The following is a 15,350-nucleotide window of genomic DNA, read 5'->3' on the forward strand; positions in this document are numbered from 1 at the left end:
CCTTTATACAAACATTAATAAACTTACCGCCATTACAATCATACCTGCGACAAATCCGTAAATGGCGTAATGATGTTTGCCGTATTTTTCCGCCGCCGGCAGCAATTGGTCGATTGAAATGAAAACCATAATTCCGCCGACAGACGCGAAAATTATATTATTTAGTATATTGCTCATAAAATTGGCAAGGATAATATATCCTATCAATGCCCCGACAGGCTCGGCCATACCTGAAAGGAAAGAGAGCCAAAACGCTTTCTTTCTGCTTCCTGTCGCGTAAAAGACAGGCACAGAAACGGCGATACCTTCGGGGATGTTGTGAATCGCGATTGCGATTGCAATAGGAATACCCAGACGAGTATTTTTTAATGCCGCGGTGAAGGTCGCCAGTCCCTCCGGAAAATTGTGTATGCCGATTGCAAGAGCCATAAATAATCCGGTACGATAAAGGCCTTTGAAATTTTTTGCCGCTTTTACATCGCCGATACTTTCAATGTCTTTTATTTCGTGCGGGTTGTCAATGCCGGGGATTAGTTTATCAATTGCCGCTATAATAAAGATGCCTGCGAAAAAAGCCGCCGCTGTGAACCAATAGCCTTTCGCTTCGCCCAGTTCGGCGATCAATCCGATTTTTGCTTTGTTGAAAATTTCGATAAGAGAAACATAAACCATCACGCCTGCGGAAAAACCCATTGATGTGGCGAGGAATCGCGTGCTTGTTTTTTTTGCCACAAGCGCCATATCACTTCCGATACCGGTGGCAAGACCCGCAAAAAGAGTTAAACCAAACGCGAATATAACGTTCTGTGTAAACATATTATTTGTTCAGGTAATTTGTAATTCCATCAGCAATTGCCTGCGCGAGTTTTTTCTGCATAGCTGCGTTCTTAAGCTGCTTTGCTTCCCAATAGTTCGACAAATAACCGAGTTCAATCAAAACGGCAGGGCATTGAGTTTGCACAAGCACACGATAGTCGGCTTTTTTCACGCCATTACTGCTGATGCTTGTTCGCGTCATACGGTCGTCAATCGATTCAGCCAGTTCTTCGGCAGCGCCCGATGCGCTGCGTGCGATATATACGGAAAAGCCGTTAGCGCTTTTTCTCGCAGCCGAGTCGGAGTGAATGCTGATGAAAACGTCTGCCTTGGCGCGATTGGCAACGCCGGCTCTTTCCTCGAGTTCGAGAAACGCATCGCTGTCGCGGGTCATTATGACGCGGTGTCCTGTTTCACGCAGCATATCGGCAATCTGAAGAGCGACGTCGAGATTTACCGTTTTTTCATAAAAGCCTTGAACGCTCTTGGCGCCTGGGTCCTGACCGCCGTGGCCGGGGTCGATAACGATAGTCTTGCCGGTAACTTTCTTCGGCTTTGGAGGTTCCGGCAACGTAATAACTTTCGGCTGTGTCGGCGCAACTACAACAGGTTTTTCAACTGGCTTGTTGAGTTTGGTCTTAATTTCGTTCAGCAGCGACATACGCACAAGAGTCATTCCATCGGCTTTTTTAGTTTTGCCGACCGGACCGATTGCTTTTCCGTTTACAACGACCTGATCATTTCTGAAATCAAGCACGACCTTGTTAAACGAATCGGCGAAACTGATTTTTTCCTCGTCTGTGGACGTAACGTTCATATAGAGCTTGCCCGCGAGGTAGTAAGCATTTATTAGTTTTTCATCGGCGAGTTTGCCGGATGTTTTTGCGGCCTGCTGCTGACAGCCGGTAAGCGTCAACGAAACAAATGTTAGTAAAATTAGTGATACAATCCTTTTCATTCTTATTCCCTTATTGTTTTATGATTCAGAGTTTTCATAGTTACAGAATTAACTTTCAAAAAGTTCTGTGTCATTCTGTTGTTTTCTATTTTTTAACGTAATACGCAGATGTTCGCACGCCTGTTCGGTAATTTCTCTGCCGCGATTCGTTCTGCGCAGAAAACCGATTTGCAGCAGATACGGTTCGACAACGTCTTCCAGCGTGTCCTTTTCCTCGCCGAGCGTTGCGGCGATTGCTTCAATACCAGCAGGGCCGCCGTTATAGATATTTGCCAGCGCACGCAGGAACGACCTGTCTAATTCATCAAGGCCGAGTTCGTCGATTTGTTCCATCTTCAGCGATGCGGTAACAATATCAGTAGTCAGTTTGCCTTTGCCTTTTACCTGCGCATAATCGCGGACGCGTTTGAGCAGTCTATTCGCAATTCGAGGCGTGCCTCTGCTTCGTGCGGCGATGAGTTCCACCGCGCCGTCCTGACAGGCAAGATTTAAAAGTTTTGCCGAGCGGGCAATTATTTCGGCAAGCTCACCAACGCTGTAAAAATCCATGTGATACAGCATTCCGAATCTGCTGCGCAACGGTGAACTTAAAAGGCCTGCGCGTGTCGTTGCACCGATAAGTGTAAATCTTTTCAGCGGGAAATTTATAGTCTTTGCGTGCATTCCGCTGTCAACGGTAAAATCCACGCGGAAATCTTCCATCGCCGGATAAATAAATTCCTCAACGACAGTGCTTAGTCTGTGTATCTCGTCAATAAACAAAATATCGCCGGTATTTACATTGCTCAAAAGTCCCATCACATCGCCTTGCTTTACCAGTGCCGGGCCGGAGGTTGTTTTTATCTTCGCTCCCATTTCGTTGGCGATGACGTGTGCAAGTGTTGTCTTGCCAAGTCCCGGCGGGCCGTAAAACAATATATGTTCCAGCGGTTCGCCTCTTTTTTTCGCAGCCTCGATGGCAATGCCGAGTTTTTCCTTTACGCTCTGCTGGCCGATACATTCAGTGAAATTTACCGGCCGCAGTGAAGCGTTAAAGTTCTCTTCCTGCTCGTTCATAGAATCGCTATTTAAAACTCTGTCTATTGCCATTAAACTTCTATTCCTTGTTTAATTCTGTAAACCAATGGTACAAGTTCTTCCGCCGATTTAATATTCGGATGCTTTTTGCACGCGAGATTAATTAATTCAGCCGCTTCGTTTCGTTTTTCGCCCCATGCGATTAGAATTTCCAACGCCTCAATCTGGAAGCCGGCAAGTGCGGTTTCTTCCTTCGTCGATGATGTCTGAACGTCAGTGGCATAACTTATCAATTTGCCTTTCAACTCGGCAATGATATGCTGGGCGAGTCTGTTACCAATTCCCGGCAGGGCGGTGAGCGTTTTTTGATCGCCGTTTTCCACCGCGGCGGCAACTGTCGATATCGGCATTGCCAAAGATTTCAACCCTTTCTTAATGCCGATGCCTTTTACGCTTGTATATCGCTTGAAAAAATCCTTTTCGCCGCTGCTCATGAACCCGACCATTTGCGGTATTAAATTTCCTCCGCCCGGCGTTCCTTCGTAATATTCCATTGTCGAAAGAACAATCGGTTTGCCGATTCTGCCTGCGAGCAGACTTGCCAAATATCCCGGCACAAGAACCTCATAGCAAATCTGACCGACCTGTACGAGTGCCTTGTCGCTGTCCAAGTGAACGAGTTTTCCTTCTATTTGTGCTATCATTTTATGCAAGCGCCTGATTTAAATCTTCAATAATATCTTCTGCGTTTTCGATGCCGACCGCAAGCCGTATAAGTCCGTCTTTGATTCCCAGAGCCAAACGTTCTTCTCTGGTGCTTTTGTAATAACTTACTGTGGCAGGGTGCGTAATTAACGATTCTACGCCGCCCAGACTTGGCCCGATGCAGATAATTTTCAGTTTGCTCAATATGTCCAGTACGTATTTGACGTCGTCTTTTACTTCGAACGTAACAACGCCGCCGAAACCTTTCATCTGCTTTTTGGCAATATTGTACTGCGGATGACTTTTCAGACCGGGATAATAAGCGCGTTTAACTTTCGGATGTTTTTCGAGAAACTCTGCGACTCTTTGGCCGTTTTCGTTATGTCTTTGCATACGCAGCTCGAATGTTTTCAGGCCGCGGATAAGAAAATACGATGAGTGCGGGTCGATGCAGCCGCCGGTGATTTTCAGATATTCACGAATAGAACTGGTCAGTTCTTTTCTTCCGAGTACAACGCCGCTAAGCAGGTCGTTGTGTCCGCCGAGATATTTTGTCGCGCTGTGGATTACCAAATCAATGCCGTATTCAAGCGGCTTTTGATTGTAGGGCGTTGCGAAAGTGCTGTCGGAAATTACAAGAATTCCTCTGTCTTTGAAAATTTTCATTAGTTTGTCTAAATCCATAATGTTCAGGTATGGATTCGTAGGCGATTCGGAGAAGAATATTTTTGTGTTTGGCGTTATCGCGTTTTTTATCGCTTCATAATCGCCCATTTTTACGACGGTGCAGTCGATGTTGAATCTTTCCAGGCATTTTAACGCGAAATCAAGTGTGCGTTTATAAGCGTCGTCAGTGAGAATGATGTGGTCGCCGGATTTAAGTATCGCAAAGAGCGTAGTTGTAATCGCGCTCATACCGGTCGAGAACAGAACGGCATCCTCGGCGTTTTCCAGTGCCGCCAGCTTCCGCTCGGCTGCGACCTGTGTGGGATTACCGTATCGTCCGTATTCGAATCTGTCTTTTACGCCCTGTGCGAGTTGTTTTATCTCGTCAACGTTCTTGAAAATAAATGTCGATGTCTGAACAATAGGCGTTGTGATTGAGCCGTATTCGTTGTATCGTATCTCGCCGGCGTGAACAGCCGTTGTTGAAAAACCTGCTTTTTTATTAACTTTTTTCTTCATAAAATCCTTTTTAAGTCTAATCATGCGTCAAATCGTATTCGCACAGCAAAGCGCCGCTGCGATCGCGTCGGCGACATCCGCCGGTTCGGGCACTTTCGCCAGACCCAGCAGACTTTTAATGCTGTTCTGCATCTGCAATTTCGATGCTCTTCCATTTCCTGTCAGCGACTTTTTTATTCTCGTCGCCGCGAAACTTTTGATGCTTGTGCCGTTCCTGCACGCCGCCTCAAGTATAACACCTCTTGCGTGTCCCATCAAGATTGCGGTTTTCGGATGGGCATAGTGCGAATACAACTCTTCGACCGATATATATTCCGGCCGGAACTTCGCCAGCAGCGAATTTATATCCTGCGCGATTTGCACGAGTCTTTTTTCTATAGGCAGTTTTGTATTTGTTCGGCAAATACCAGCCTCGAGCAGCTTCATATTGTTCCTGTCTGCGTCGATAACAGCATATCCGCAAATATGCAGGCCGGGGTCAATGCCGAGAATAATCATTAATTTTCTCCGGCTTTTTTGAGTTTATAACCACCGCCGGGAATATCTGCGACCGTCCAGCCAAGAGCGGTAAGTTCGGCGCGGACAGTGTCAGCGGCTTTGAAGTCTTTTGCAGCTTTTGCGGCTTTGCGTTTTTCCGCAAGCTCTATGATATTCGCTGGAATTTCACTTTTGCCTGCCGCTTCGAGAATGCCAAGAACCGAATCGATTTTGTTTATGGTGTCCAGCAGGGCGGAAGCCTCGGCGGAATTTGCATCCTGTGCCTTGTTTGCTTCGCGAAGAAAATCAAACACAACTGCCAATGCTTTGGAGATATTCAAATCATCAGACAATGCTTCATCGAAATCTTTCAGGCAATTATCAGACAAATCCTTTATCTGTTGGCTGACTTCGCCTGCTTTTGCGGTGCTTTTCAACTCGGCGAGTCTATTTGCGCATTGTTGAATCTTGTCAATTGCCTGCTCGGCGGCTTTTATGCCTTCGAACGTAAAGTTATAATTCTGTCTGTAATGCGACGAGATAAGAGAATATCTAATCGCATTCTTTTTGAATCCTTTTTCGACAAGCTCCTGAATCGTGTAGAGATTGCCTTTGGATTTCGACATTTTTTCGCCATCGAACATCAGGAATCTTGTATGCAGCCAGTAATGCACGAATTTTTTACCGCTCGCCGCTTCGGACTGCGCAATTTCGCATTCGTGATGCGGGAAAATGTTGTCTTCGCCGCCGGTGTGGATGTCGAATTCGGCACCGAGATATTTAGAACTCATCGCCGAACACTCGATATGCCAGCCGGGGAAACCATTGCCCCAGGGGCTCGGCCACTGCTGTAAATGTTTCGGGTCGTGTTTCCACAATGCGAAATCCTGCGGATTTTTCTTTTCCTGATTTATTTCTATTCTTGCACCGGCGTTTACATCTTCAAGCGTGTTGCCGGAGAGTTGGCCGTAGTTTTTGAACTTCGTAACATCGTAATAAACGTTGTTTCCGACAACATAAGCATAACCCTTGTCAATCAGCGATTGAACCATCTCAATCATTTCTTTGATATGCTCTGTTGCTTTTGGATGTTTGTCAGGCGATTTAATATTGAGCAGTTTGCTTGCCTGCATGAATGAGTCTGTATAAAACTGCGCGATTTCCAGCGGGTTTTTCTTCTGTTTTTTGGCGGCTTCTTCGAGTTTATCTGCGCCTTCGTCTGCGTCGTCAACCAAATGGCCGACGTCGGTAATGTTCATAATGTGCGTAACTTTAAAGCCTTTGAACTCGAGGAATCGCTTGAGCAGGTCAGCAACGAGAAAGCTCCTGAAATTGCCAATATGCGGATGCGAATAAACCGTCGGCCCGCAACTGTACATTCCGACACGGCCTTCCTGAAGAGGTTTAAATATTTCTATTTTTTTTGATAATGTATTGTAAAGTTTTATATCCATTCAAATACCTTTTGGGGATAGGGTTTAGGGGGTATGGTTCAGTGAACTGTACCCTATACCCTGTTCCCTATACCCTATAATGTTCTTTTTATTCTTCTTCTCAAAAGTACGTTCGCCATCGCGGAAATTGCCAGGCCGTTGCCGACTTCGCCGAGGCCTTCGTTTGTTTTTGCTTTGACGTTTACATTCACAAAATCAATGCCGAACAAATCCGCGATACATCTTTTCATCTGCATTTTGTATTGGCCGAGTTTCGGCTCTTCAGCGTTGACGATAATATCGATATTTACAACTTCCCAATTTTTGGAAGCGATATAATCTCTCGTTTTGAGTGTCAGTTCCTTGCTGTCGATATTTTTAAACTGCGGGTCGCTGTCAGGGAAAAGCATTCCGATATCGCCCATACCGGCTGCGCCGACAACAGCGTCAATCAACGCGTGCAGCACGACATCGCCGTCAGAATGCGCAAGTAGCCCTCTGTCAAAAGGGACCGTGACTCCGCCGAGCTTTAGTTCTCTTCCTTCGACGAGTCGGTGAATGTCGGTGCCGATGCCTGTTCGATATTCATAGTTTAAATCACTAATCACAGAGAACCCTTTGTGCTTGGAATATCTTTGCCAACAATTTTAACGGCCTGGCCGAGCGCTTGGCCGATTCCCTTAAAAATCGCCTCGGCAATATGATGGCTGTTTGTTCCATGTGGAACAGTTATATGCAAATTAAACTTGCCGTGATTTGCGAAACTTCGCAGCAATTCTTCAACGCACTCGACGTCGAAATCGCCGATTTTTTCAGTTCTGTATTGAACGTTGTAAACGCAAAACGGTCGGCCGGACAAATCCAATGCGATGTTCGCCAGGGCGTCTTCCATCGGCACAGCACTGTTGCCGTAACGTGCGATGCCTTTTTTATCGCCGAGTGCCTGCATAAACGCTTCGCCCAGACAAATCGCGACATCCTCAACTGTGTGGTGCTGGTCAACTTCAAGGTCGCCTTTGGCTTTGAGCGTTATGTCGATTTTGCTGTGCTTGCTCAAGTGCGAAAGCATGTGGTCGAGAAAGCCTATGCCTGTGTTTAAATCGTATTTGCCTTGGCCATCAAGGTTGATTTGAAGATTGATATCCGTTTCGTTTGTCTTGCGTGAAATTTTTGCTTTTCTGTCAGCCATTGCTCATTCCTTTGAAAGAATTTCCTCTAATGCTGTTATTAGTTTTTTGTTTTCTTCAGCCGTTCCGACTGAAATTCTCAATTTGTCTTTTATATCGGGATACGCCCAGTAGCGGACGTATATATTGCGCTCTTTTAATTTTTCGTAAACATCTATCGCACGCATTTTGACAGATTTTGCGAAAACAAAATTCGTCTGGCTTTGCGGCACTTCAAAACCAAGCTGTTTGAGCTTTTCGGTCAGTAACTTGCGTTCTTTTTTGACTTTCGCGATGGTTTCCTTGTGATATTTCTGGTCTTCAATAGCTGCCGTCGCGGCCGCAATCGCCAAAGCATCGACGTTGTACGAATCCTTTACTTTCATCAAACCTTTAATCAGGTTCTTATTCGCGATGCCGAAACCGAATCTCAAACCTGCCAGCGAATAGCCCTTGCTTAATGAACGAAGAATAATTACGTTTTCCAGATTTTTTGCAAGTTCCAGGCAATTGCTTTCGGCAAAATCGACATACGCCTCGTCTATCAGAAGCACGCCTTTAATTTCCTGCGCGAGCTGTCGCAATTCCTGCGCTTTAATAAATGTTCCGCTCGGCGCGTTTGGATTGCAAACAATAGTAAGTGCTGCGTCTGCGGAAACTAATTTCGGCGGAAGATTAAACTCACTGTCGAACGGAATTTCGATAGCAGGGCAGTTTTGTATTCTTGCCAGTTCCGGATACAGCGAATATGTCGGAGTTGGGTATGCCACCGGACGGTTCTCATCGCAAATTGCGCGGATTGCCATATTTAATAAGTCGTCGCCGCCGTTTGTGCAGATAATATTTTCAGGTTCAACGCCGAAAAGTTTCGCGGCTGCCTGCCTGAACGTATCGCCCATCGGCTGCGGATACTTTCGCAACTGCGGCGGCAAAAGATCCCGGATTGCCTCAAGTACTTTCGGACTCGGAGGATACGGATTTTCATTGGTGTTAAGTTTGACGACTTCAGAGTCGGCAGGTTGAAAGCCGGGCTCGTAGCCGGTCATTTTTTCTATATTTTCACGGAAATAACTCATAGACAGGGAATTATACGCAGAAAAATGCCGTTTGGAAAGTGAGATTTTATGACGTTTTAAATGTTGTTACTTCTTACAGCAATAATCAATCAGACGGGCGATTTCATTTCGCAGGTCTTTACGGTGTACAATCATATCGACAAAGCCATGTTCGAGCAAAAACTCGGCTCTCTGAAAACCTTCCGGCAGTTCAACCTTTATCGTTTCGTAAATCGTTCTTGGACCCGCAAAACCGATTAAAGCACCGGGTTCGGCTATGATAATATCGCCTAACATCGCATAACTTGCTGTCACGCCGCCAGTTGTGGGGTCTGTGAGCAGGGAAATGAACAGGCCGCCGTTGTCGTCTAATTTTGCCAGAGCGGCACTGGTTTTGGCCATCTGGGCGAGAGAAACGACGCCTTCGTGCATTCTTGCGCCGCCGGTCGCGCTTACGACTAAAAGAGGCAATTTGTCTTCTATCGCTTTTTCAATGGCAGAGCAGAGCTTTTCGCCGACAACCGCACCCATCGAGCCGCCAAGATAGTTAAAATCCATAACGGCCATCATAATTGGACGGCCTTTAATAAAGGCTTTGCCGACCAGCATTGCTTCTTTGCCGGCAGCGACTTTCTCGGATGCCTTTGCGCGTTCCTTGTATGTTGTGCCGCGGAATGTGAAATTCAGCGGGTCTGCTGTAACCATATTCGCCAAAAACTCTTCAAATGTGCCTTCGTCAGCCAAGTACGCAATGCGGTCCTTTGCGCCAACGCGGAAATGATAATTACACTCGGGACAAATGTCCTGATTTTCTGTAACTGCTTTTTTGAAAAGCATTTTCGAGCAGCCCGGACACTTAATCCAAAGGCCTGCCGGCATTTCCTTACGCGGCTTTAAACTAAAGCCATCCCATTGTGATTGTGGTTTTTTCGCCATTTTTTCCGTAATGTTCATAGTTAATTAGGGTTCAGAGGTCAGGGGACAGCGTATAGTCCGCCTAAACAAACCGGCGAGATATTAACATAAAAACAACTTAAAATCGAGTGTAAATTTGCCGGAATACCAAAAGATCGATGAGTTAAATTGTTGGCCTTTTTCGGCACAATTATTTTTTCGCGAGCATTTCCAATAACTGGCGGCGAGTTTGACGGAATGTCTTAATGTTCACGTTGTATTCATCAAATGCTGCAACGTGCTTTGCGGCAAGTCTCATCGCGGCATCGGGATTCGATTCGGCTAACATACTCAAAAGCTCGTAATCGTCCACGCCGTCACGCAACGCCTCAAAACGAATCGAATCAAGCGGGCCATCTATGCCGGGGTAAACTATCCACTCGTCGCCGTCCGGCATTTTTGTGTGCTCAAAGCCAATGTTTTTATACGGATTGTTGTTCCAGAAATTATAGCCCCAGTGGAGATAGCCGGTAATGCCGTATCTGAAATTTATCCAGTGCAAAATCCGCGTCTTCAGTAACGGCAGTTCAAGGAAGCGATTGGCAAATTCGCCCTGCGGATACATGCACGTGTAAAACCAGACTTCATCACCTGAACGCTGACGTTGTTTATAAAAATCGAAATTCTGCTTGAGGTAATTAAGCTGCGGAACCCATATATTAATCGGCTCGGTCAGCTTCGTGGTGTGGCAGGCTTCTATGATTTTAAACTGCGGAGCATATTTGCGAACCAGTTTGACAAACGAGTCGTAACTTTTCGCATTTCCGACTATCGGTTCGTCGGCGATGTGCTGGTAGTAGATGTTCAGCCAGTTGTTCCGTTTGAGATGCTCGGCAAGTGCGGGCAGAAACTGTGAATAAAAATCAACGGCCTCGGCACTGGACGGCTCGGCGCCGGTTTTTATGAATTTGCCGAATTTTAATTTGTAAATATAAGTCTCGAACTGGTTCGTCCATTCGTTGTTTATCCTGCCGCCGAGATGGCCGCCTTCGATTCTGCCAATTACGCCTTCATTGATGAAAATTCTGACGGCACGGTCGAAATTAGTAAAATCAAACTTAAATCTGCCATCCGGTGCGAAAGAGTATTCTGTCATTTCAAGCGGCGAAATCAACGCCATATTCAGGCGATGCTGCGCCATATTGCGGGCGTACTTACGCATCAAATCCCAATATGTCGGCGAAAATTTTTCCAGTTTGGCAAGATTAGCGTCAGTGGATTCTGTCTGGCGGTACCTGCTCATATAAAACCAGTTCGTCAGCCAAAGACGCGATTTGCCGAGTGTAACATCGTAAACCTTTACGTGGATTGTAATGCTCGATGTGAGAGGTTGGCCGGCAGCTAAACCTGCGATTTTTATACTGCCTGTATAAATGCCTGGCGCGGTGTTTGTCGGGATTTCTATTGTGAGCCATATCGGCTGATTTTGATTTGGTTCAAGTGTTATCGTTTTGTCGTCGAGCAAAATGTCCGGACACATAGCAGGGGGACTAACGAGGCGATCTGAGGATGGTTCGGCGGCAGAGAGTTTGTAAGGGATATAGCCGACGAAACGTATTTTGATGTTTTCGAGTTTGTGAGTTTTGTTGAGCATTAACGGTTCAAGCGAAGCAGTTAATGATTCTACTTTTTTGTCAGAGCGGACGACGATTTGCAGCGTCGCGTATTCGCCGCGAGCGACTTCGGTAAATGGCACATCGGAATTAGTAAGCTGTGTGTCTTTAAAAACTTTTGTCAGAGGGTCGATTGTCCATGTTTGCAGATGTGGATTACAATGGGCTGTGGCAGTAAATAAAAATAGTAAAGCAAAAATTGATATCCAGTGGCATATTGATTTATGCTGCATTTTTTTTCTCCGTAATACAATAAAAAAGGCCGATGGGTGAAATCAGCGGCCTTTTGGGATTTATCATAAAACCCCCGGCACGGGTCCGGGGGCCAAATAATTTATATTATTTTTCGTCGAGAATTTCGATGGCTTTGAATTTTTTGCCCTCGAGAAATTCAAGGCTTGCACCGCCGCCGGTGGAGACGTGGGTAACCTTGTCAGAAAGCTTCATCTTCTTGATTGCGCTTGCACTGTCGCCGCCGCCAATGATGCTCTTTGCACCGTTTTTCTGTGTTGCATCTGCAACTGCCTGTGCGACTGCCTTTGTGCCTTCGTCAAACGGCTTCTTTTCGAAAACGCCCATCGGACCGTTCCAAACAACAGTTTTGGCATCTGCGAGTTTATCTATAAACAGCTTTCTCGAAGCCGGTCCAATGTCAAGACCCATCCAGCCGTCTGGAATGTCGCCGGTAACAACTTTATTCTCGGCGCCTTCCTTAACCTCTGCGGCAATCACATCATCTATCGGAAGAATCAATTCGCAATTCGCGGCTTTTGCTTTGCCGAACAGTTCTTTTGCTTTTTCAATAAAATCGTCTTCGCAAAGGCTCTTGCCGATTTTTCTGCCATTTGCTTTGAAGAAGGTATAAGCCATTGCGCCGCCGATGATGATTCTATCAACTTTGCTCAAGAGATTTTCGATAACAGCGAGTTTGTCAGAAACTTTTGCGCCGCCAAGAATCGCAACGAATGGATGAACCGGATTATTAATTGTATCGCCAAGGAATTTAAGTTCTTTTTCAACGAGGAGACCGACAACCTTTGGTTTGCTGCCCATCATTTGTGGAACTGTGAGCATTGAAGCGTTGTCGCGGTGAGCTGTTCCGAACGCATCATCGACATATACATCGCCAAGTTCGGCAATCTGTCTGGCGAAATCGTCTTTTGTCTTGCGAAGTGCGGCGTCGTCTTTTGCCTTTTTGTCTTTGATTTCTTCTGCCTTATAGAAGCGGACGTTTTCAAGAAGCAGAACTTCGCCATCTTTTAACGCCATTGCTTTTGCCTTTACGTTCGGGCCGATGCAGTCGTCAGCGAAAAAGACCTCTTTGCCAAGAAGTTCGCCAAGTCTTTTTGCGACGGGCTTCATTGTGAACTCGAGTTTCTTTTCGCCATCGGGTCTGCCGAGGTGGGACATAAGAATAACTCTGCCGCCTTTTTCGACGATTGTCTTAATTGTCGGCAATGCCATTACGATACGATTATCAGAGGTGATGTTTCCACTGGCGTCGATGGGGACGTTGAAATCGACCCTCATCAAAACTCTTTTACCTTTTACATCAATGTCTGCTACTGTTTTTTTTGCCATAACAGTTATCCTTTCCTTGTTATTTTAGACACAGAATTCTCTATTTATAGCTACAGAGAACACAGAGAACACAGAGGCCACAGAGAAATTTTTATTTTAACTTTATATTCTGTTGATAAGATATTTCGCGGCGACGGTATTCAGTCTGCCTTTTTTGCATTCGCCATTTTCATAGCTCTTTAGGATTTCCAAGTCAGTCGTCCAGACCAAATCGCCGGGCGCCAAAAGCAGCATACTGCCGGGCTCATAATTATTATGCAGCCGGCCTTCCTTATAATAGTAATGCGTCGGGCAAGTCGCTGTCGGATATGCACGCATCATCGGAGGAATATCACTTGGCATAAACCAAAGCTTGATTTCTCTTTCAGCTTCGGGCAGTGAGGCGGATGTGTGAATCAGATTGTCCAATCTGTCTCCGATGTTGTTGCCTGCGATGTCTTTGAGATTTACAACAGTGCCGAGCGCACGAATGCAGCCGGGCTTTTCTTCCCTGGCTTTGTGCGGATTAGTGGGGCCGGCAAGCGCTCTTATTCTGTCCAGAACGCCCTGGCCTTCGCCCTGATAAACAATCGCGATTACTCTGCGTTTCCATTTATTCTCTTCGGTATAATGTATTTGGCCCATAATATATTCGAGCAGGGAATCAAAAAACGGTTTGCCGACGTGCTCGGCGTAATGCTCTTCGGCGAGCAATTTTGGGACGCTCACAACTTTGGCGGCAGCGAATCTTGCACCAGTGTGAAACTCGGATAATTGAGAAAATATAAATCCAGTAATTGAGTTTTTAAGCGCATCCGGCTTGATGAGAACAAGTGTTTGTTCGAGCTGTTTATCGTTCATACCGAGAAATCCTTTTTATGATATTAAAAAAAAGCCCTGTCCAAAATGAACAGGGCTTGACTTGAGCATACTTATTTTGCAATCTTCTTGAGCAGGTCGATTGTACGATTCGAATAACCCCACTCATTATCATACCAGCTTACGAGTTTGAAGAAATTCTTGTTCAACTCAATCGAAGCGCCGGCATCGAAAATAGACGAGCGCTTATCGTGAATGAAATCGCTCGATACAACTTCGTCTTCTGTGTAGCCGAGGATGTCTTTCAGATATGTTTCGCTTGCTTTCTTCATCAGAGCTTTAATTTCAGCAATTGAAGTGTCCTTAACCGATTTGAATGTCAGGTCAACAACTGAAACTGTCGGAACCGGAACGCGGAAAGCCATGCCGGTCAATTTGCCTTTTACTTCCGGAAGAACAAGACCTACGGCCTTTGCTGCGCCAGTAGATGATGGGATAACGTTCTGTGCCGCCGTACGGCCGCCTTTCCAATCTTTCTTGGATGGACCATCAACTGTCTTCTGTGTCGCTGTGTAAGCGTGGATTGTCGTCATAAGACCTTCAACAAGGCCGATGCCTTCTTTCAACAGAACGTGAACAACAGGAGCCAGGCAGTTTGTTGTGCATGATGCGTTAGAAATGATGTTGTGTTTTGCAGCATCATACTTGTCATCGTTTACGCCCATAACAACCGTGATGTCATCGCCTTTTGCAGGAGCTGTAATGAGAACTTTCTTTGCGCCGGCGTCGATATGACCTTTTGCTTTTTCAGCGGCTGTGAACAAGCCTGTTGATTCAATAACAATCTGCACACCGAGTTTTGCCCAGGGCAGTTCGGCAGGTGTCTTTGCGCTTACAACGAGAATGTCTTTGCCGTTTACAACCAGAACATCATCAGCTTCTTTGTCTGGTGATGATTTCTTTGAGCTTACTGTGCCGTTGAATTTTCCCTGAACTGAATCGTATTTCATCAGATAAGCGAGGTTGTCAGCGGGGACGATATCGCCAACAGCTACTACGTCAAACTTTGAGCCAAACAGGCCTTGCTCAACCAGAGCACGGAAAACCAGACGTCCGATTCGGCCAAAGCCATTAATTGCAATCTTTGTTGCCATTTAAAACTCCTTTAAAAACAATGATTTATAGTTTTTGAGACAAATGTCTCAATATTACGGACAAATTATGTATCGGATCGGTATAAATAGAGTCTGCTCCCTCTGTTATACTGTCCGGAGAGGGGATTTTATGGGGTAGGTAAAGTGCTGTCAAGCAGATATTTTAATGGTTTTTAAAAAATACCCCCTCGAATTATTGTTAACCCAAGGGGGAGGCTCCGAAGTAAGCGATCAAGTTATTAGCGAAAAATATTCAACGTCCTTTACGGAAAAGACAAAAAAATCAAGGCAACCTCTAAAAAAAGCCATTGCAAGGAGTTTTGTGCGGTTTTGCTATGCAAGACAAAGGGGCAATCTCAAGTTTTCATATTTTTAGAGGTTGCCTTGACTTTCGTACCTAATACAATATCGTCGTTTTAAACCAACCTACAATATAAG

Annotated in this window: 15 protein-coding genes; all 15 read right to left on the minus strand. The window is 45.6% G+C overall.

The window, feature by feature from the left end; translation table 11 throughout:
• Positions 1-3: 3 nt before the first annotated feature.
• The 15 genes from zupT to gap all read right to left on the minus strand — a co-directional run bounded on the left by zupT (position 4) and on the right by gap (position 14,912).
• On the minus strand, positions 4-816 hold the full coding sequence (gene zupT / locus LLF92_09100; GenBank protein MCE5341267.1) for a zinc transporter ZupT: 813 nt from the start codon (positions 814-816) through the stop codon (positions 4-6).
• 1 nt (position 817) lies between these two features.
• Positions 818-1,774, minus strand: coding sequence for an N-acetylmuramoyl-L-alanine amidase (locus LLF92_09105; GenBank protein ID MCE5341268.1), 957 nt, complete (start codon positions 1,772-1,774; stop codon positions 818-820).
• A gap of 48 nt (positions 1,775-1,822) precedes the next feature.
• Positions 1,823-2,863 (minus strand): Holliday junction branch migration DNA helicase RuvB, encoded by a 1,041-nt coding sequence (gene ruvB, locus LLF92_09110; GenBank protein ID MCE5341269.1) that lies wholly within the window; start codon positions 2,861-2,863, stop codon positions 1,823-1,825.
• Entirely contained in the window at positions 2,863-3,495 is a 633-nt protein-coding gene (locus LLF92_09115) for a hypothetical protein (protein MCE5341270.1), read from the minus strand. The genes ruvB and LLF92_09115 overlap by 1 nt, the downstream gene beginning before the upstream one ends.
• Position 3,496: 1 nt before the next feature.
• The gene (locus tag LLF92_09120) at positions 3,497-4,681 is read right to left on the minus strand and encodes a PLP-dependent aspartate aminotransferase family protein (GenBank protein MCE5341271.1); all 1,185 of its coding nucleotides are present in this window, start codon (positions 4,679-4,681) and stop codon (positions 3,497-3,499) included.
• A gap of 27 nt (positions 4,682-4,708) precedes the next feature.
• Positions 4,709-5,179 carry a crossover junction endodeoxyribonuclease RuvC gene (ruvC, locus tag LLF92_09125; protein ID MCE5341272.1) on the minus strand — a complete coding sequence of 157 codons (471 nt, stop codon included), beginning with the start codon at positions 5,177-5,179 and terminating at the stop codon, positions 4,709-4,711.
• Positions 5,179-6,612 (minus strand): cysteine--tRNA ligase, encoded by a 1,434-nt coding sequence (cysS, locus tag LLF92_09130; GenBank protein MCE5341273.1) that lies wholly within the window; start codon positions 6,610-6,612, stop codon positions 5,179-5,181. The genes ruvC and cysS overlap by 1 nt, the downstream gene beginning before the upstream one ends.
• Before the next feature lie 74 nt (positions 6,613-6,686).
• The gene (gene ispF, locus LLF92_09135) at positions 6,687-7,199 is read right to left on the minus strand and encodes a 2-C-methyl-D-erythritol 2,4-cyclodiphosphate synthase (GenBank protein ID MCE5341274.1); all 513 of its coding nucleotides are present in this window, start codon (positions 7,197-7,199) and stop codon (positions 6,687-6,689) included.
• The gene (hisB, locus tag LLF92_09140) at positions 7,196-7,780 is read right to left on the minus strand and encodes an imidazoleglycerol-phosphate dehydratase HisB (protein ID MCE5341275.1); all 585 of its coding nucleotides are present in this window, start codon (positions 7,778-7,780) and stop codon (positions 7,196-7,198) included. Before hisB ends, ispF begins: the two co-directional genes overlap by 4 nt.
• 3 nt (positions 7,781-7,783) lie before the next feature.
• Positions 7,784-8,833: a histidinol-phosphate transaminase gene (gene hisC / locus LLF92_09145; GenBank protein ID MCE5341276.1), complete on the minus strand. Its 1,050-nt coding sequence runs from the start codon at positions 8,831-8,833 to the stop codon at positions 7,784-7,786.
• Between the two features lie 66 nt (positions 8,834-8,899).
• Positions 8,900-9,748: an acetyl-CoA carboxylase, carboxyltransferase subunit beta gene (gene accD / locus LLF92_09150; GenBank protein ID MCE5341277.1), complete on the minus strand. Its 849-nt coding sequence runs from the start codon at positions 9,746-9,748 to the stop codon at positions 8,900-8,902.
• A gap of 169 nt (positions 9,749-9,917) precedes the next feature.
• Complete coding sequence (locus LLF92_09155) at positions 9,918-11,612, minus strand: DUF4091 domain-containing protein (GenBank protein MCE5341278.1); 1,695 nt, start codon at positions 11,610-11,612, stop codon at positions 9,918-9,920.
• A gap of 106 nt (positions 11,613-11,718) precedes the next feature.
• On the minus strand, positions 11,719-12,960 hold the full coding sequence (locus tag LLF92_09160) for a phosphoglycerate kinase (GenBank protein ID MCE5341279.1): 1,242 nt from the start codon (positions 12,958-12,960) through the stop codon (positions 11,719-11,721).
• A 102-nt stretch (positions 12,961-13,062) separates the two neighbouring features.
• On the minus strand, positions 13,063-13,800 hold the full coding sequence (locus LLF92_09165) for a hypothetical protein (GenBank protein MCE5341280.1): 738 nt from the start codon (positions 13,798-13,800) through the stop codon (positions 13,063-13,065).
• 71 nt (positions 13,801-13,871) lie between these two features.
• Complete coding sequence (gene gap, locus LLF92_09170; protein MCE5341281.1) at positions 13,872-14,912, minus strand: type I glyceraldehyde-3-phosphate dehydrogenase; 1,041 nt, start codon at positions 14,910-14,912, stop codon at positions 13,872-13,874.
• Positions 14,913-15,350 lie beyond the last annotated feature (438 nt).

The organism is Planctomycetaceae bacterium (assembly GCA_021371795.1).
Taxonomy (GTDB): Bacteria; Planctomycetota; Phycisphaerae; order Sedimentisphaerales; family UBA12454; genus UBA12454.